Below are 19,124 nucleotides of genomic sequence, written 5' to 3' on the forward strand. Positions count from 1 at the left end.
ATCAGATTTCTCTCATTCGATCCTCAAGGTTATCCAATGTATCTATGACAACACTGTCATACATCATCATAACGACGTTCTCGTCATACTGCCCGATCTGCTGAGCGTTTTCTTTTTTCTCAACAACATTTCTGTAAATGAATGACGGGAAATCAACTCCCGCGCCGTAGGCATGAAGATAAGCTCCTCCGAATCTCGGATTGATCTCAGAAAGATAATACTCACCGTTCTGGTAAAAGAGATCCATATCGAGAGGTCCGTTGAACTTAAATACCTCAAGCGCTTTCTGTGCAAATTCAAAGAGTTTCTCATCCTTGAATGATATTGTCTTGTTTGCTCCACCGATCGTAGTAGAGATTTTTTTCTTGGAGAAAACCGCAACGGGCTTGTGGCTTATTGTATCGACATAGATATCTGCATCCATATCTTTTCCCGTCATAAGCTCCTGAATAATAAGCCCCGGATCTTTCTCGGTAACTTCCTTAAGAAGTTCATATGTATCAACCTTGCGTGCTCCTACGCTTCCGCTTCCGGTTCTCGGCTTAACGAAGACAGGAAGATTTATCTTGCCTTCTTTGTAATCCTTGTCGAAATCATCGAAACAGCCGTAAGTCTTTACCGTGTTGATTCCTTTTTCCATGAGGTACTTGTACATCTCAAATTTATCAAAGCAAAGCTTTGCAGTTTCCTCATATGGAGCAAGCACTTCAACACCGAGTTCCTCAAACTCTTTTCTGTGAGCCGAAAGAATTGCGATCTCAGGGTCGATAAGTGTCGTTACCGCATCAATCTTTTCTTTCTTGCAAATATCAAGAATTGTCGGGATGTACTCAGGCGCCGTTATAAGCGGAACTCTATAGCAAACATCCGCAAAAGCGGGAGCCGGCGCATATACGCTGTTATCCGTAACAACCATATGAACCTTGTCCCCAAGCGTTTTTCTAAAATCTTTTAAAAGTTCACAGCGTCTTCCGACACTGCAAAATAAAATATTCATTTTACTGCTCCTTTGGTTTTGTACCTGTAAATGCCTCCATTGTGGCATCTGTGGCACTGTTTATGTCATCGTGCTTAAATACTACAGCGATGGTCATGAAAAAAATCTTGAGATCGAAAAGGAATGATATATTTCTTGCGTAATATACATCTTTCTCAAATCTGTCTTCCCAGCTGAGAAGATTCCTTCCGTTAACCTGTGCCCATCCCGTAAGTCCCGGTCTTACATCATGTCTGTGCCTCTGTTCCTCGTTATAGAGGGGAAGGTATTTGACAAGAAGGGGCCTGGGGCCTATGAAACTCATGTCACCCTTTAAAATGTTGAAAAACTCAGGAAGTTCATCAAGGCTGGTCGCTCTGAGCTTTTTACCAAACTCGGGAAGTCTGTCTTCATCGGGAAGAAGATTTCCGTTTTCATCCTTTGCATCAGTCATTGTCCTGAATTTGTAAAGGTTAAAAACTTCTCCGTCCTTGCCGGGCCTCGGCTGTCTGAAAATAACAGGACTTCCGAGCTTAACTCTTACGAGTATCGCAAGTATAAGGTACAACCAGCAAAAAGGTATGAGTACCAGTAAAGACAGTATTATATCTATCAATCTCTTAATAAATTTTGAATAAATCATTCGTCACTCCGAAATATGCCGTGTCCAAAGCATTATTAGTCAAAGCATCTTCTTATGATCTCAATGATCATATCCTGCTGCTCTTTTGTCATCTTGATGTCACTTGGAAGGCATAAGCCTCTGTTAAAGATATCGGCTCCGACATCCTTAAAGCCTTCCTCTTCAATGTAAGCATTGCTGCGGGCTCTTCCGTTTCCGTGCTTTGTGATAAATGCGTTTGACCTGTAGATAGGCTGCATATGCATCGGCTTCCAGATAGGACGTCCCTCTGCGTTATTCTCAGCGATAGCACTAAGGATCTCTGTGGGACATGTCTTTCCGGGCTCGGGATTGTAGAGAACTTCTTTTTCTCCGCGAACCTGTCTGCACATTACATCCTCATCTATAATCATGCATGAAAGCCAGAAATTCGGCTCACTGTTCTTCTTATCGTAAGGATTCATCTTTACGGGAAGTCCCTTGAGGCCTTCTTTGTAACGCATATAGATTTCTTTTTTCTGAGCGACATGCTCTTCAAGATAAGGAATCTGTCCCCTTACAACTCCGGCAATAACGTTGCTCATTCTGTAGTTGTAGCCAAGTTCCTCATGCTGATACCAGGGTGCATCCTCTCTTGCCTGAGTGGACCACTTACGCACCTTGTGAGCATCTTCTGTACTGTTTGTAAGGAACATCCCTCCCGCAGAACCGGTTATGATCTTGTTTCCGTTAAAAGAGAGAATGCTGTAATCACCAAAAAGTCCCGTCTGCTTTCCCTTGTATGTTGCGCCGAGAGATTCAGCCGCATCCTCAACTATAAGTGCATTGTGCGCACGGCAGATTCTCTGGATTCCGTCTATCTTTCCGGGTGTTCCGTAAAGATGTGCAACGACTACAAGTCTTACATCGGGATATGTCTCAAAAGCTCTTTCCAGTGATTCGGGATCCATATTCCATGTATCTTCTTCCGTATCGATAAATACAGCTTCACCGCCCTCATAAGCAATGGGATTTACTGTAGCATCGAAAGTAAGATCGGAACAAAATACTTTCTTTCCCTCAAGTGTTCCGTGTCCGATCTTAGGCTGACCGTAAAGTCTTTCACCTGCAAGTTTTATCGCAAGATGAAGCGCAGCTGTTCCCGATGAAAGTGCAACAGCCTCCTTGCATCCGATCTTTTCACATATAAGTTTTTCAGCCTCGTTTATATTCGCTCCGACGGTTGACATCCAGTTGGTGTCATATGCCTCCTGCACGTACTTGATCTCATCACCGTGCATTGTCGGGGATGAAAGCCAGATTTTTTTCTGAAAGGGTCTAATTTCCACGATCATTCCTCCGTATTGATTTTTTCAGCTAGCTTTTTAAGCATTTCTTTGTGTTCTTCCGTACTGTCCGCTTCGTTATTGGCGGGATGGTATGTTGTAACTATCTCTTTTACGAGAGTTCTTATCTCAGGTGATTCCTCTTTTGCCGCAACATTAAGTCGCTCGAGCCCCGAGAAAAACTTCATCTCATCAAGCTCAATAGGCTTTCCGATATGGATCATCTTATTTTCTGTATCCTGAAGTCCTTCTTCATCCATGAGCATCTCTTCGTAGAGTTTCTCACCCGGGCGAAGTCCCGTAAATTCAATTCTGATATCCTCTCCGACCTTGTATCCGGAAAGTTTTATGAGGTTCTCTGCAAGATCGAGTATCTTTACGGGTTCACCCATATCAAGTACGAATATCTCGCCGCCCTTTGCAAATGCTCCTGCCTGAAGCACGAGGGAAACCGCCTCTGAAATTGTCATAAAGTATCTGATGATATTAGGGTCTGTAACCGTAACGGGTCCGCCTGCCGCAATCTGTTTCTTAAAGAGCGGGATAACAGAACCGTTTGAACCAAGTACATTACCAAATCTGACCGCCACGAATTCCGTATCGTAGTGCTTATTCATCGTCTGAACGATCATCTCGCAGATTCTCTTACTTGCACCCATTACGTTCGTGGGATTTACAGCCTTATCGGTTGAGATCATAACAAACTTCTCGGTGCCGTTCATAGCTGCTGCCATAGCTGTCTTCCAGGTTCCGAATACATTATTCTTGATAGCTTCATTCGGACTGTCCTCCATAAGAGGCACGTGCTTGTGTGCAGCTGCATGGTATACGATCTCAGGCTTATACTTTTCGAATATCATATTGATCCTGAGTGTATTTCTTACTGACGCAATGAGAACAACAAGGTCAAGATCGGGATATTTTGTCTTGAGCTCCTGCTGAATGTCATAGGCATTATTCTCGTAAATATCTACAATTATAAGTCTCTTGGGCTTATGTCCGGCAACCTGTCTACAGAGCTCCGATCCGATAGATCCGCCGCCACCTGTTACCATAACGGTCTTTCCGCTGACATAACCTGCGATGGAGTCAATATCGACCGCAATTGGATCTCTTCCCAGAAGGTCTTCTACTTCAACATCGCGAAGTCTCGATACGTTAACCTCGCCGCTTAAAAGCTGGTACATTCCGGGAAGCGCACGCATCTTACAATGTGTATTTTTACAGATATCAAGTATCTTCTTAAGTTCCTGTCTTGAAACAGAAGGAATGGCAACAATGATCTCATCAATATCATACAGATCCGCGCATTCTACAATCCTGTCTCTTCCGCCGACAACCCTGATTCCCTGAATATATCTGCCCCACTTGTCGGAATCATCATCGATGATACATTTGATGGACATTGTGTTGTAATTGCTCTTGATAATATCTTTAATGATAATATTGGCAGCTTCACCCGCTCCTATTACCATTATTGCTTTGGCATTTTTGTTCTTCTCCGCATGGTGCTTGGCACTTCGCAAAAATCTGTAAGAAAATCTGCTTGCAAAGATCAGTGCAATGAGCAAAACCAGATAGAGGAAATAATAGGTCTTTGGCTCAGCCTGATGTCCCGGAACTTTGAAAAACTGAAGTCCAACTGCCGTGATACCGCTTGAAACGGCACATCCCATTACAAGGTTCTGCAGTTCTCTTTCTCCGGCATATGCCCATAAGCTGTCATAGAGCTTAAAAACATAAAACACAATAAGGGTTACGATAATATTTATAGGCAAATAAGTAATCGTAGTTGTCAAGAAGTGTTCTTCAACCTGATCGAGATCAAGATCGTATCTCATAAGTACAGGTATAAAGCTCACCAGGATTATACTTATCACATCGTAAATAACAAGTACCGCACGCCTATACAATTTTTGATAATTAAAAGGTTCTTTTTTCTTCTTTTCCATAGCCATTCTCTGTTGTTAAGATATCATTTGTTATTCTGCATCAAAGGAAAGATTGAAAGCATAAGTGCCGGTGTCATCGGATAGCTGAATTCAAATACCGATTCACTCATTCCGGCAACCATGAATCCGATTGCAATTACAAAAGGAACAAGTGCAAGGGGCTGTTTTTCTTTATTTTTATTAAAGAACTTAAATCCAAAAACAATGCTTCCAAATACAAACATCACAAACATTATTCCTGCAGGAACTCCCCTGTCATACGCAACCTGAAGATATGTATTGTGCGCATGATATGCAACCATACCATCAGGTAGTATAGGCTGTTCCGCATGTCCCGTCAGGTTCATTTCTTTTAAATATGTTCTATATATAGTAATCCTGTTATTGGAAATACTATCAAGCTTATCAAGCAGAGTGCTTACTTCTTCGGACTCCGCATCTTCCGCTTCATTCTCATCACCGTCTGTCGCTGTAAGAAGCATCATTGCCTCTGCATTTGTAAACTGCGTCGAAGCAAGCATATTGTCAGTCTCAGGTGCAGACATTCCAAATGATTCATTCTCTTCAATGTCATCAACGGGATCTCCGTATTCATCCAAATATGGTTTGCCCGTCTCGGGATCGTAATTATATATATCATGCGGATAATCATATGTACCCACATCAAGCCCAAGAATCTTGCTCGCAAAGAGGTTGGCAAATCTCTCCACGCACATGTAGTTGGGACTTCCCCAGGCAGCTCCGCCTCTGACAAAAGGATCCGTGTCATCATTTATCATAAGCACAGGATTTCCAACCATTGCAGGAATAATCCTCTGAAGCGTAAATACCGGAGAAAAGCAAACAACTACCGAAACGATCATAGCGATCAATATTTTGCCAAATCTCTTTTTGTAGCACATAAGCACGCAAAAAGCACAAATGAAAAGAGAAACATAAGCTGTTCTTGAAACGGTGAAGATCGCGTAAACCGAGATCAGTCCGAACAGTATAAGCTCTTTCCACGCTGTTTTTATAAAATCTTTCACTCCATAGTTCTTAGGAAGGGCAACAATCTTTACAGCCAAAAGAACTGCCGCTACCGCTCCCATAACCGTCAGATATTCGGCTGTTACCGTCTGCGTATGGAACAAAAAGCCGTATCTTCCGCTTACATATCCCGCAAAGCATCTGAACATAAGGCAGTAAACAAAAGAAATACCAAAGTTAAGCATAAGACCGCCCGAAAGTATGCTCAGCCAGTCTTTTCTTCCCTTCCATACAAGTCCTCTTAAATACAGGCATGAGAATGTCGCCGCAAGTGCAACTCCCCACCAGCTGCCGTTTCTCATAACTATGAGTACAACAAAGAAAACGTATACAAAAATGCCGAAACGTGAAATGCTTGCACGTTCTTCACTGACACGAATATTCTTATTAAGCTTCTCATGAATGTAACCTGCAAAAAGTTTAATAAGATTTATGGCCAATATGCCGCCTAACATGAAGATTATCACGGCGTATTTTATAGCAGTATTTTTTTCAACAAAATCAGGTTCCGTTTCGGGGAAAAGATTCTGTTTGTAGTAATAAACTCCGCCTATCCCCGAAGCAATAAGCCACACAAGATTGAGTGCATTAAACGCCTCTTTGGCTGACAATGTAAGAAGCATCATTACAATGAACGAAATTGCCATTTTTCTCTCGGAAAGATGCCTGAATGTGTCATAATCGTCGTTCATGCAACAACATGAGTACCACATTCCTATTGCCATAGAAAACATCACAAGAAAGTATCTCACCCTATTTCCGGCATCTATTCCGTCAATAAATGAAATACCCACTTCACTTTTTACAACTTTATGGTTAATGGCATAGAAAGTTATTCCCGCTGCCACGATAAGTCCTATTTCATAAAAGACAATGTCCACTGCCCTGGTGTCAAACACCTTAAGCGGAAAGACCATTATCATAAGTGCAAGATAGAACACTGTGGCAATTGGATTTGCTACAAATTTTACGCATCTCTCTACAGTTATGATACTGTTTCTTCCGGGGCGCTTTGAAAAATACAGTCCGATAAGCCCGTACAAAAGCGCAGTGATCGCTGCTATAACCGCAATAACGGCAAGCGAACTTTTCTTTGACATTGGAATTCTGTAGTTATATCCCGCCGCAATGTGCATTCCGGGAACCTCTGTGATACTACTTCCTTCGCTGAAAAAACAGTGTTCGTACATGCTTCCTACATATTCCGGATTATCAGGTACAGTCTCAAAGTTGATATCAACCTTAGATCTGCAGCCCCTTACATATAGGATATACTCTTTTCCAACTTCAACATTATATTCAAGTGTCGCCCTGACATAGCCCGGAATTACCTTATCTCCGGTATCTACCAGAGTCTTTATAAGTTCCCTTCCGCCAAGGTCACAAACGGTAACGTCAAAGTATCTTCCCTTCTCCACTTTGGAGATGTATATATCCACAGAACTTAATCTGTTATATCTTGCGACAAATTTCTGTGAATAAAAACATTCAACATTTACGGCCTTGTCTTCTTCTATCCTGTTTCCACCGGCGGAAGTCTCCATAACCTCCGTCCAAAGGCGTCCCGGCCAGATACTCAAAACTGCTACCAAGGCAATAAGAAGCACTACCGCTCTATACGCTGTTTTTCTATCTATTATCTTTCTCATACAAGTATGTTTTTCCCTCTTTTGTTAGGCACTAAGCCAAGTTAAATATTATCATACCTGCCCCCCTTAATCAAACAGACTATGCCTGTGAGACATCATTTAAAGGTGCAAATAACAGTGGCAATGCATACCACAATATTGCCACGTACCTGACAAGATATGTAGGTCCCAAAAGAACCGTCATCCATGTCAGTATTAACGGTAAAAACGGAAGGACTCTGCCAAACTTTCCTTTTGATAAGCGATACAACATAACAAAAAGGTATATTAACATGCAAAATCCGGGTGAAAACAGCAGTGCCAATACCGGTGCATCCTTATGGAATGTTCCGATGGATATATATCTGTATAGCTTGTCTATCGCAGGAATATAGCTGTTCCGCTTTCCCGGCTGCTCAACTTCGTAGCCAAAGTACGAACTGTCGGTGTATGTAAAAGTAAATACCGATGTTCCCTTATATACGTTGATAAGTGCCGGCGGATACCAGTATCCATAAGAAGTCAGAAACCATGAATTCAGATATGCAGCCGGATGTCCCGCACCAAGCTTTGCCCAGAGCTTCCAGAAATCTCCGCTGTTTTTTTCATATAATTCGTTGTTAAACCCATACTTCACAAGATCTGACACGCGTGGCGTATAATTTGCAAGATTTTCTTCCGGTATATAGGCCTTGAGCGTATCGATATCTTCAGGTGACATCGAATCTTTTTCATAGGTATACACCCTTGCCATCTGCATTATAGGTACCGTAAGCATCTCCTGATGATCGGTTCCTTTTGAGGAAAAAGCTGCTCCGAGAGCAGTATTTATCACAAGATATGCCACTACCGGCACGGTCAGAACAAGCGCCAACCGCTTCGCAAGCTCTTTTCTGAAATATATAAATGCAAAAGGTAAAAACACAAGATAAGCATAAAATCCGTTGTGCCTAAAGAGCGGCATGAGAACAGCCGCGATGACAAAGCTTATAACAGAAAATCTGCTCTTTAAAAAGGCTTCCCTGTTCTCAACAAGTTTTATAAGTGACAATGTCACATATAACAAAAATGCAGTAAAAAGCCCGTCTTTACTTGAGCAAAGATTGTACATAACAATAACCGGAAACACTCCGTAGTACAGCGTCCATGCTATAAGCGAACGCTTTCCGATTCCTTTTTTCCTCAGATGATCCATGACATACGAAAGGATAAGCGTGATCACGAGCATCTGAAAAAATGTATAAATAAATATTCCGCCGTTCCAACTGCCTGTGAGTTTATGAAAGACCGCTATCGTGCCACCAAGAAGAAGCACGTGCAAAAGAGGATGATGCGTCGAAAATGTTCTGGTAAGGACTTCATTAAGTTCATCCTGCGCATCATAGACAAAAAACCCCGGAAACTCAGCAAGAATGACGATAGTATTAAGAGCTACCATGGCTGCCCAGCTCTTAAACATGAAATTCTTATCCTCATCCGGCTCTGTTTTGCCACTAATAGTCACAAAGCCAAAGAGTTTTTTCCCCTGCCTTGCCCCGTCATAATTGTTCCAGACGTAATATACATCTATTGTAAGAATGAACGCAAAACACAAAATAAGAGCATAAGTTCCGGCATCTTTAAAGTTCACATTATCATATTTTTCAAGCTGATATCCGAACACCAGAAAAATACCCGATAAAATGCCAAATAAGCCTGACATAAGCCAGGCTGTTAAGTTCTGTTTTTGATTATTATTTTCAGGCCCCATATTACTCTTTATCATCACGTGTTGTCTCTCGAATTACATACTGAGGATTCTTGTTCTGTGCAATATATGTCCTTCCGACATACTCTCCGACCATGCCGAGCATGAAAAGTATCATTCCACCGATAAACACTAACGCGGACATAAGAGCATAGTATCCTTTATAATTTGATGCATACGGATAAACAAATTTCAAAATAATCGTATAAATACCGAACAAAAATCCAAGTACGGACAAAATAAATCCAACCATAGTCGCAAGTCTCAAAGGTTTAATACTAAACGCCGTGAACCCGTTTATCCACAGCATAAAGAGCTTTCCCAGATTATATCCGCTCTGTCCGACTTCTCTTTTTCTGTGATTAACGTCAACGTTTACAACATTGCTTGTCGTCCTAAGCACAAGTCCGATAACATAGGGAAAAGAGCTGTCATACTTTATCATCTCATTAACAACAAATCTTCTTACTCCGAAATAGCTGGACACAAAGAGATCCTTTGGCTTTCCAAGCATAACTTCCGCCATCCACTCATTCATTGCCGTTCCGAAATTTCTGAAGCTGTTGTGCTGTTTGTGCGCATATCTCGCATATACGGCATCAGCGCCGTCTCTGAGCGCATTAAGGAGCTTAAATACTTCACTTGCGGGAGTCTGACCGTCATCGTCAAGGCATATTACATAATCGCCCTGAGAAGCGTTGAGTCCCGCCATAAGAGCAGCATGCTGTCCGAAATTCTTGGCAAAATTTATTCCCGTAACAATGTCGGAATGCTTCTTTGCAATCTCACCTATCTTTCCCCATGTATTGTCGGGAGATCCGTCATTTACAAGCACGATCTCATAGATATACTCGTCGGAATCCTTCATTGTATCTACAATTTCATCCACAACCTCACTAAGAGTATTCTCAGATCTGTAGCAAGGGATTATGAAACTTACTGATTTCTTCTGCATTCTTATCTAAAACCTTTCGACTTATGTGTGAAAACGCTGTTTATAACATTTTTTCCATAAGTATCATATCACTTTTTTGACCGTCACTGCACTCAACCTGCGCAAGATCTTTTGTCTTTACAAATCCCGCATTTGAATAGCTCTTTATTGCAACTTCATTATAGGCAAATGCCTTAAGGAAAACTTTTTTAAGTCCTATGGTCTCTTTGGCATACGTAAGCGCAAGAACCGCGGTCTCATTGCCGTAGCCTTTGCTTATCGCGTCATCCTCACCGATAAATATGCCATATTCCGCAGATTTTTCTTCCTTGTCGATATCCCTAAAGTACACGCTTCCAACGGGTTTGTTGTCATTATCGTTCTCACAGATAATAAACTGCTCAACAAGTCCCGTCATAATCTTTGTCTTAAACCAGTTTTCATGCAGTTCTTTTGTAAACACTTCTTTGAAAACGAAATTATTCCTGACTCTCTCGTTATTTCTCCACTTTACGATAAGATCTGTGTCTTCCAAGGTAATCTTTCTTAGAGATACCTTTTCTCCGCGGATTACAAAGCCCTGTGTTCCTCTTTCCATAATTATTTCTCCCTGACCGAGTATATTGCAAAAGCATCATCTATAATTGTCTCGCGGTCAACCGTAACCTCTATGCCTTTATCTCTGTAATAATCAATTATCCAGTCAATTCCGTCTTCATCCGACTGTGTCTGGACCATATATGCATTTTGTGCCAAAAGTCCCGACTGCATATCGCTGTAGCCGGCTCTTGAAAGCTTCTTCACCGTAAGAGGACTCTTTACTCCCCATCCTCCCATCAAATCATGGTTTGCGTAGTCATTATTAACTCTGTCAAAAAGCTTCTCCGAAAATGTAGCCTCGCCTTCTTCCATATCATTTTCGCATGAAATGGATGTATACACATCAATAAAATAAAAATTGTCACTATTTTCGGCAAAGTAGTCATAAAGCGCATCATAGTGCTTTCGCATAAGCTCCCTTGCATGAAGTTCCGAATCGATCACCTTTTTCTGATTGGGAACAAATAAAAGAGAAATCATCATAATTACGAATACTATCTTGTACGGCAAAACGCTGCTCTTACCCGCACGTCTTAAGAGAATCGCAAACAGCACCAGTATCTCTATAAGATAAAGCGGGTGTGTGATCCTTATAGGCACTCTGCGTCCCATTATGATATAAATCCACAGAGTTGTCCTGCACATAAACAACAGCACAAGCGCACCGATCACGCGGAGAGTTTCCTTTTTGCTGCTGTCCTGTCTTGGAAACATGTAGGAAATAAGAACTCCGAGGTAAAGTATTATCACTATCAGATTCCAAGGACAATAATTCTCCGAATCCATCTCATAGCTCTGCGGCATACTGAAATTATGAAGTCCGTATATATACTTGGAAAATGCAGCCTTCAATCGCTGAGCAAAAGGCTCCTCATCGGATCTTAACTTATCTGCATACTCCGCAACTTCGTTTAATACCTTTGCATCTATCTCATCGTCCAAACCAATATTATAGTTTTCAAACGTGATCAGCTCATACTCACTCTTATCAATGCCAATACTGTCGTAAAACTCCTTATTTGCCTCATATTCAGGAACGTACTGAAAATCATACAATTGCGTTCTTGCATCAAAAATGTCGTTATATTCCTTCCACTCGGGCAACGAAAACGCAAATTTATGTATGCCCATTGCAACCGCAAGTGCCGCAACGATAACGCCAAACAGCTTAAGGCAGTCCAAAAACTCTTCTTTGTTCATATTCAGCATCCATCTTATAAAGATGGCCACACATACCATGGGAAGCGTTAAAAGAAGCATTTCAGACCTTAAAAGAAACGCTGTCAGAATAAGCCAGAAAGCAATGCCAAAGTTTTTATCAACTTCTTTTTCATGCGTAAAAATAAGAAATGCCGCAGTCGCAGACAAAAGGCCGCATGTAAATGTATATTGAACAAAAAGAAAATGTGCGCCTATCACTCCAATTGAGAAAAACAGCACAAACAACGTCACCAGGATCTTATGCTTAAGTTTCGGGCATACCTGAAGCGCTTTGTAGGAGATAAGAAACACGCACATATACTGACAAATGCACAAAAAAATGCCATACCAGTCAAAGCCTCTTACCACTCTGTAGAACATCGAGATAAAAGCGCTTATCGGATACAGCATTTGTATATTGTGAGCTTCGGGAGCACCCGTATATGCTCCCGAAAGCATGTCCTTCATCAGAACATCATCATTTAGATCAAAATAGTAATCTCCGATAAATCCCATGAAAAGAACTGCAATAAGTATCAAAACCAAAGAAATTATAAAATTGGGTGTATTTTTAGTTTTTTTCATACCGGGCTCCGTTTTTTATCAGTTAAATTTGTAATACTCCTTAACCCTTGCAATAACTTCTTCCTGATCGTTTTCTGATAATTTGTAGTACATGGGAAGGCGGAGAAGTCTCTCACTCTCCTTGGTTGTATATTTGTCCTCTCCACTAAATACACTGTACTTAACTCCTGCTTTTGAGGAATGAAGAGGAACATAATGAGAAGCGGGAAGTATATCGTTGGACATAAGATATCCGATAAGTCCCTTTCTCTCTTCAAAATCTTTACACTTAATATAGAACATGTGCGCATTATGAACACACTCTTCCGGAATATAAGGAAGCTCTATAAGCCCTTTTTCTGCAAGGGGTGTAAGTTCCTCATAATATCTGTTCCAGCTCTTTAATCTGTCGTTGTTGATCTCATCCGCCATGTTGAGCTGCGCATAAAGATATGCAGCGTTCATGTCACTCGGAAGGAATGATGATCCGGGCATTATCCAGCTGTATTTGTCAACTTTACCAAGCTTGTAGAGAGTACGGTTTGTTCCTTTCTCTCTGATGATGATGGCATCGTCAACATACTTCTCATCTCTTAAAAGAAGTGCTCCGCCTTCGCCCATGCTGTAATTTTTAGTCTCATGGAAACTGTAGTTACCGAAATCACCGATTGCGCCAAGTGCTTTTCCCTTGTATGTAGACATTACGCCCTGGGCAGCATCTTCAATAACAAGAAGGTTGTGTCTCTTAGCGATATCCATGATGGTATCCATCTCACATCCGACACCCGCGTAATGCACAGGTACGATGGCTCTTGTCTTAGGTGTTATTGCCTGCTCGATAAGCTTCTCATCAATATTCATGGTATCGGGCCTGATATCAACGAATACGACCTTAGCTCCTCTAAGAACAAATGCATTTGCAGTTGAAACAAATGTGTAAGAAGGCATGATAACTTCATCGCCCTCTTTTATTCCCGCAAGAATTGCAGCCATCTCGGTTGCATGTGTGCATGATGTGGTAAGAAGTGCTTTTGAAACGCCCGTCTTTTTCTCAATCCACTCATTATCGAGCTCTGTGTACTTACCGTCTCCGCAGATCTTCTGTGCTTCAACGCACTCTTTTATATATTCGAATTCTTTGCCCGTATAAGGGGGCACATTGAAATTTATACGCATAGCATGTAACCTTCTTTCCCCAGTCCTTGTCCTTAATCCTTCTTTTCAAGAAAGATTTTTCTTGTTATGAAATTATAAACCATTACAATTGCAGTGGCAAAAATCTTTGATATGGTATACATAAGATTATGTCCCACATGTGCGTTCAGCCATGCAATATTTTTGTAGAAGTAGCTTACTCCGAGATAGATGATAGCACTGTTTATTCCCATGCCGATAAGAGAAAGAATGACAAAAGCTACAAATTCTGCTTTTCTGTCAAGATCTTCTTTTCTTTCAAATACAAACTTAAAGCTTAGAACATAATTTGCAATAACAGATACTATAAAGCCAAGTGCAGATCCGATAAGAGATGCCACCTCGAAGCTGTCCTTACCGAATATTGCAACAATAATGTTCATTGCAATAAGCCCTACAAGATAATCAATAAAAAAGCACACAACTCCTACTATTCCAAATTTGAATATCTGATAAAGAAGCTTATGTCCCTCAAGCCACTTTCCCAATGCAGATTCATTAAAACCGTCCATTTTATTCCTCACTTTCATTCTGAGCAGAATATACTACGAAATTCTCACTCTCGAAGATTATATTATAATCATGTTTTTCGATATAGTCCAATAACATCTCGTTTTTGGCTTTAATATTGGGATTATCAAGCATGACATCGTCAAGCTTTCCCACTATCACAGCAGGCTTCGGATCATCTGACGCAATAAGCTTATCAAGCGAGTCTCTGAAACTGTTGATTGAATAGCTGTCAAGGTCAGGCCAGGTCGTATCTATAGCAGGTTCCATATCAAAAATATACGAAAGCCCCGGAACATTGCCAAAGAGTAATGCCTTACCCTGTATAAGCCCATTATCTTCAAGACAGGTCTTTAGTTCAGAAAGCGAATTGTAATTATCCTTTGTTGTCACAAGTCCGTTTGCTTTGGAAATATCAGTAACCTTAGTGTCCAGATTTAATTCGGGTGTAGCCTCATTATGATCTGCAAAAGAAAATCTTGCATGGAAAATCGCTCCCTGCACCAGAAGCACAACAATAACTCCCGTTATCATCGCCTGCCATGCAAAATTCCACTCATTATCCACAAACCTCTGCATAAATCTTTGTATTATCCACAATCCAATCGGCGCAACGAGGAAAAGGCAGTTTACAAGCGGCATTGTTCGATTATTACTTCCGATCGGCAGAATAATTATCAACATAAGAGCCGCACACGAAAGCGTTCTTTCTTCATTCCCACCCTTAAGAAATCCACATGCTCCCGCGATCGTAACGATAACGATTATTATCAAAAGCATCATTGCCGCCTGGAACATTGATTCATAGTAATAATAGTTTCTTGAGAATACATCTTTTTTTACATAGTACACAGCAAGTAAAAGAAGCCCTGCCACGTATAAAGCTTTTTTAAGTAATATATATTTCTCTTTTGCCACACGAAACATGATGATGCCTGCGATAAGGCACGGGATCATTATGAGCATGTTTCCAAGTGTATGCGTATATGCCTCAAAAATATCCGCAAGCATTCCACCCGACGAGTAATCGGTAGCTTCGCCGGTCATGGCAAAAAGCTTACCTATCGCATTTGGATATGTATCAAAGCCGTATATCAGCGAAATAAGAAGCAGCGGCACTCCAAAACCCGCAGCATAGCCCGCAATACAAACGCCTGTCTTTTTCGCGGCATCAGCAAACTTCTCTTTTGAAATAAACGAGTTGAACCACAGGATCAAAATGAGCATGCAGTCAAGAATAGCCGGAAAGCGCATCAATATATTAAGACCAAGACACGCTCCTGCCGCAAACAGCAAAATGTTCTGTCTTTCTTTTGAAAAAATACCAAGGAGAAGAAAAAGAGTCCCCAGCGTCACCATAAGATACGGGAGATAATGGTACAGGATCACTCTCGGCGCCCAGCAAAGGCTTTCAGCGATGAGTTCCCCGACAAATATCATCCATCCCGGCATCCACCTCTGAAGCAAATAGTATGACACAAGCGCCATCGCACTGATTATGAAAGTGCAATAGACAGAAAATCCAAGCATGGTTCCGGCGCCCGGAAATTTCATGATGATACTTCCGACAAGATTTGAAAGAAATGTTGAAAAGAGCCACATCGGATCAACACTTCTCATAAACTCATAATTTCCCAGGTTGTACGTGGTATCAACAATATCAAGTCCCCTGGTTATACCAAAAAAGGGATATAACAACAATACCACCGGAAAGAAATATCTTTCCAGCGGCTGCCTAAATCCCTTTAATTTCATAAAATAGCTTCTGATATCATTTAACATAAGTCATCATCCACACGTTTTATCAGTCTGAATAAACCTGTATCACCAAGCACTCTTCCGATGAAATTGAAAATATATTTTCTGATCCAGTCCACAAAGATTCCCGCGAAGAACACCATAAGAACAGAAATAACCAGATGAATAAAGAATGTAAGAACATTATCAAGCGGAGTCTCTCCGATAATCTGCTCTATCCACTCAACCCATCTGTCCGCAATCTCAAAGTGCATGTGAAGAAGATACACGCCAAGAGTATATGGCGCTATTATCCTGATCACCTCGGCAAAAAGATTTTCTTTTAACCGCATAAATCTAAAGACTGAAAACAGTCCAAGTGCTCCGGTAAGGGCAAAAAAGAAATTGTAGTGGCAAGGAACTCCCGCATAATATTGGAATTTGCCTTTATATATATAATCGCCTATTTCCTCAGAATAAATTCTTGTAGTCGTATCAAAATTGATCTTATAAAAAATAAAGCCGATCGCAGCTATAACAATAACCGATACAAGATAAACGAGCGCACTTCTCTTTGCATCGCGAAAAAGGACAACATTATATTTTCTGATATATGCCGCGATAAGGTACAGGCAAATGAACCATCCGAAGTCATATCCCATTCTGTCAGTGCCAAACTTTGCGGGAACAATGCTCTTGATAAAACAGAACCACGTAAGAAGTCCTATTATGACTGTCTTAAGCTGTTTTCTCTTAAGAGTATTTACCGCTGCATTCATAACAGGCGCCAGCACATACATGATCACATACGCCGTCACAAACCAGTAATGCTCGCTAGATATCGGGAAAAGATATCTCAAAGCTCTGTCAAGCTTATCTTCAGGCTTAACAGAATATGCTCCGACAAACATCATTGCGCCTGAAATAAGAAGTGTATAGAAATAAACCTGCAAAATAAGGAGTAATATCTTACTGAATTTCACCTTCGAAGAAGACAGATAGTATCCACTGATAAGCACATAGACATTAACCCCCGTGATGGCAATGGCTTCAAGTATCGTTGCAAAAATCTGCACACTAGAAGCAGGCTCTCCAAGTTCAAGCAGTGCTTTTGACTGATTATTAAAATGGAGAGTTATGATCATAAGCATTGCTACGATTCTGAGAAGTTCGATATTCGCATCCCTCTTTTTTTTCGTAATACTCTGACTGTCCATTGCACCTCCGTTTATATTTCCATAGTCAAACCGGTCATATTACTGCTCCTGTCGATTGCTAATTTGCCTTTATCTGTCTGCGACAGCTTTGCCATCTTTAATGCTGTAAACCATATCGCACTTCTCGATTGTCTGAAGTCTGTGCGCGATAATAACAAGTGTTTTTCTTCCATGGAGCTTGTTTATTGAATCCATGATAGCTGCCTCAGTCTCATTATCAAGAGCTGAAGTTGCTTCATCAAGAACAAGTACCTCCGGATCTTCGAAAAGAGCTCTCGCGATACCAATTCTCTGTCTCTGTCCGCCTGAAAGACGAATTCCTCTCTCACCGATCTTGGTATCAAGACCTTCGGGAAGAGATTTAACATATTCATCGAGTGACGCTTCTTTAAGCGCCTGCCAAACTTTGGCATCGTCAATATCTTCATCGGCATAGCCGAAAGCAACATTCTTTCTTATTGTTGAATCTATCATAAAGATTGTCTGCGGAATATAGCCGATATTCTTGAGCCATCCGCTGTAGTTCTCCATTACATCAACACCGTCGGCATAGATATGTCCGCTCTCTGTCTTAAGAAGACCGAGCATAACGTCTACAATCGTAGTCTTGCCCGCACCTGATGTACCAACGATACCTACGGACTTTCCTACAGGAACTTCCATGTCCGCATGATTAAGCACATATCTGTCAGCACCCGGATATTTATAAGTGATATCCTTAAGTGAAATGGTCTTATTAACGGGAAGCTTCTTGGTCTCAAGCTTCTTCCTGTAATCTTCGCTGTTGTATGAAATAGAGCTGTCGTTAATCTCCTCCTGAAGATTGTCGCTTACGTTCATGAGGAACGGCTCAAAGTAAGCAATACTTGTGAGGTAATTGTTTATTCTGTTGGCACTTGGAAGGAGACGAGCTGCGGCCAGACCAAGAACAGAAAACTGAGCAAACAATGTTGCATCATTTGTTCCGCAAGCCATTGCAAACAACATATATCCAAGCATTCCCGCAATAGCAATAGTCTCAATCAAAAGTCTGGGCGTTGAATTGTAAAGATTGTACTTCTGAACCGCATTGACATATCCTGCGCCACAATTTGCATATCCGTTAATAAAATAGTTTTCTTTATTGGCAATCTTTATCTCTTTTATTCCTGTGACGGATTCATCAATCCACTTATACAGCCCGCTGTAATAATCCTGATTTTCTTCTCCCGCTTTTGTCATAACAGGCTTGATAACATACTTGATAACAAGAAGCACAACCACAAGAAGCGATGCTATAGAAACGGTCATTACAGCATCCTGAGTCAAAAGCATAATAACAAGACAAGCAAAAACAATAATCTCACTTATAAGCTGCAAAGAACTCAGAATAAGCCCGTACATATTATTTACATCAGACGTTATGTTTCTCTGGATAACACTGGTATCTGCATTTAAATAGTACTCGTAAGGACGCTGCATAAAATTGATCATCATTCTTCTTGAAGTTGCAAACTGATTTGTGTATACGAACTTAAGTTGAACTTTGTTCATAAAGAAAAGAAAAATGTTCTTTACAACAAAAACAATTATCATGATCACCATTATGATTGCAACAAACACTCTGGGGCCATCCTCAGCTCCGCCAAGATTAAAAACCGTATAATATACATATGAGAGTTTCTCACTCTTATCTATAAGATCAGGCCTTATCAAAATTTCCATGATGGGAGCGATAAGAGCAATTCCTAATGCTTCAAGTATTCCTCCGATAAGCATCATAAAAACAATGCCGACCATCTGCTTTTTCTGTCTTGCATCGAGCAAGAGCATCAGTTTCTTATAAATCTTACGCATAAAATCAATTAAATCCTTCCGATTTATTTACGTTATGACTTTTTTGAACAAAA

The 19,124-nt window shown here is 40.9% G+C and carries 14 protein-coding genes; all 14 read right to left on the minus strand.

Features of this window, described 5'->3' with window-relative positions:
* Position 1 precedes the first annotated feature (1 nt).
* The gene (locus G628_RS0111190; RefSeq protein WP_027209173.1) at positions 2–997 is read right to left on the minus strand and encodes an ATP-grasp domain-containing protein; all 996 of its coding nucleotides are present in this window, start codon (positions 995–997) and stop codon (positions 2–4) included.
* A gap of 1 nt (position 998) precedes the next feature.
* Entirely contained in the window at positions 999–1,619 is a 621-nt protein-coding gene (locus tag G628_RS0111195; RefSeq protein ID WP_278246551.1) for a sugar transferase, read from the minus strand.
* Between the two features lie 35 nt (positions 1,620–1,654).
* Positions 1,655–2,932 (minus strand): DegT/DnrJ/EryC1/StrS family aminotransferase, encoded by a 1,278-nt coding sequence (locus tag G628_RS0111200; RefSeq protein WP_034462155.1) that lies wholly within the window; start codon positions 2,930–2,932, stop codon positions 1,655–1,657.
* Positions 2,929–4,875, minus strand: a complete 1,947-nt coding sequence (locus tag G628_RS0111205; protein ID WP_027209175.1) for a polysaccharide biosynthesis protein — start codon at positions 4,873–4,875, stop codon at positions 2,929–2,931. The genes G628_RS0111200 and G628_RS0111205 overlap by 4 nt, the downstream gene beginning before the upstream one ends.
* A gap of 23 nt (positions 4,876–4,898) precedes the next feature.
* Positions 4,899–7,553 (minus strand): O-antigen ligase family protein, encoded by a 2,655-nt coding sequence (locus G628_RS0111210; RefSeq protein ID WP_027209176.1) that lies wholly within the window; start codon positions 7,551–7,553, stop codon positions 4,899–4,901.
* A gap of 79 nt (positions 7,554–7,632) precedes the next feature.
* Positions 7,633–9,297 carry a DUF6020 family protein gene (locus tag G628_RS0111215; protein WP_027209177.1) on the minus strand — a complete coding sequence of 555 codons (1,665 nt, stop codon included), beginning with the start codon at positions 9,295–9,297 and terminating at the stop codon, positions 7,633–7,635.
* Complete coding sequence (locus G628_RS0111220) at positions 9,284–10,234, minus strand: glycosyltransferase (RefSeq protein WP_026656646.1); 951 nt, start codon at positions 10,232–10,234, stop codon at positions 9,284–9,286. The genes G628_RS0111215 and G628_RS0111220 overlap by 14 nt, the downstream gene beginning before the upstream one ends.
* 40 nt (positions 10,235–10,274) lie before the next feature.
* Positions 10,275–10,811, minus strand: coding sequence for a GNAT family N-acetyltransferase (locus tag G628_RS17270; RefSeq protein WP_051199168.1), 537 nt, complete (start codon positions 10,809–10,811; stop codon positions 10,275–10,277).
* A gap of 2 nt (positions 10,812–10,813) precedes the next feature.
* Entirely contained in the window at positions 10,814–12,598 is a 1,785-nt protein-coding gene (locus G628_RS0111230; protein WP_027209178.1) for a hypothetical protein, read from the minus strand.
* Positions 12,599–12,616: 18 nt separating this feature from the next.
* A complete protein-coding gene (rffA, locus tag G628_RS0111235; RefSeq protein ID WP_026656644.1) occupies positions 12,617–13,753 on the minus strand; it encodes a dTDP-4-amino-4,6-dideoxygalactose transaminase in 1,137 nt (378 codons plus the stop codon).
* A 32-nt stretch (positions 13,754–13,785) separates the two neighbouring features.
* Entirely contained in the window at positions 13,786–14,283 is a 498-nt protein-coding gene (locus tag G628_RS0111240) for a GtrA family protein (RefSeq protein ID WP_051199169.1), read from the minus strand.
* 1 nt (position 14,284) lies between these two features.
* Complete coding sequence (locus G628_RS0111245) at positions 14,285–16,063, minus strand: hypothetical protein (RefSeq protein ID WP_027209179.1); 1,779 nt, start codon at positions 16,061–16,063, stop codon at positions 14,285–14,287.
* Positions 16,057–17,235: an acyltransferase gene (locus tag G628_RS0111250; RefSeq protein ID WP_026668043.1), complete on the minus strand. Its 1,179-nt coding sequence runs from the start codon at positions 17,233–17,235 to the stop codon at positions 16,057–16,059. The genes G628_RS0111245 and G628_RS0111250 overlap by 7 nt, the downstream gene beginning before the upstream one ends.
* 69 nt (positions 17,236–17,304) lie before the next feature.
* A complete protein-coding gene (locus G628_RS0111255; RefSeq protein WP_026656639.1) occupies positions 17,305–19,071 on the minus strand; it encodes an ABC transporter ATP-binding protein in 1,767 nt (588 codons plus the stop codon).
* Positions 19,072–19,124 lie beyond the last annotated feature (53 nt).

Origin of the sequence: Butyrivibrio hungatei NK4A153, assembly GCF_000424465.1 — a bacterium.
In the GTDB taxonomy this organism is placed as follows: Bacteria; Bacillota; Clostridia; order Lachnospirales; family Lachnospiraceae; genus Butyrivibrio; species Butyrivibrio hungatei_A.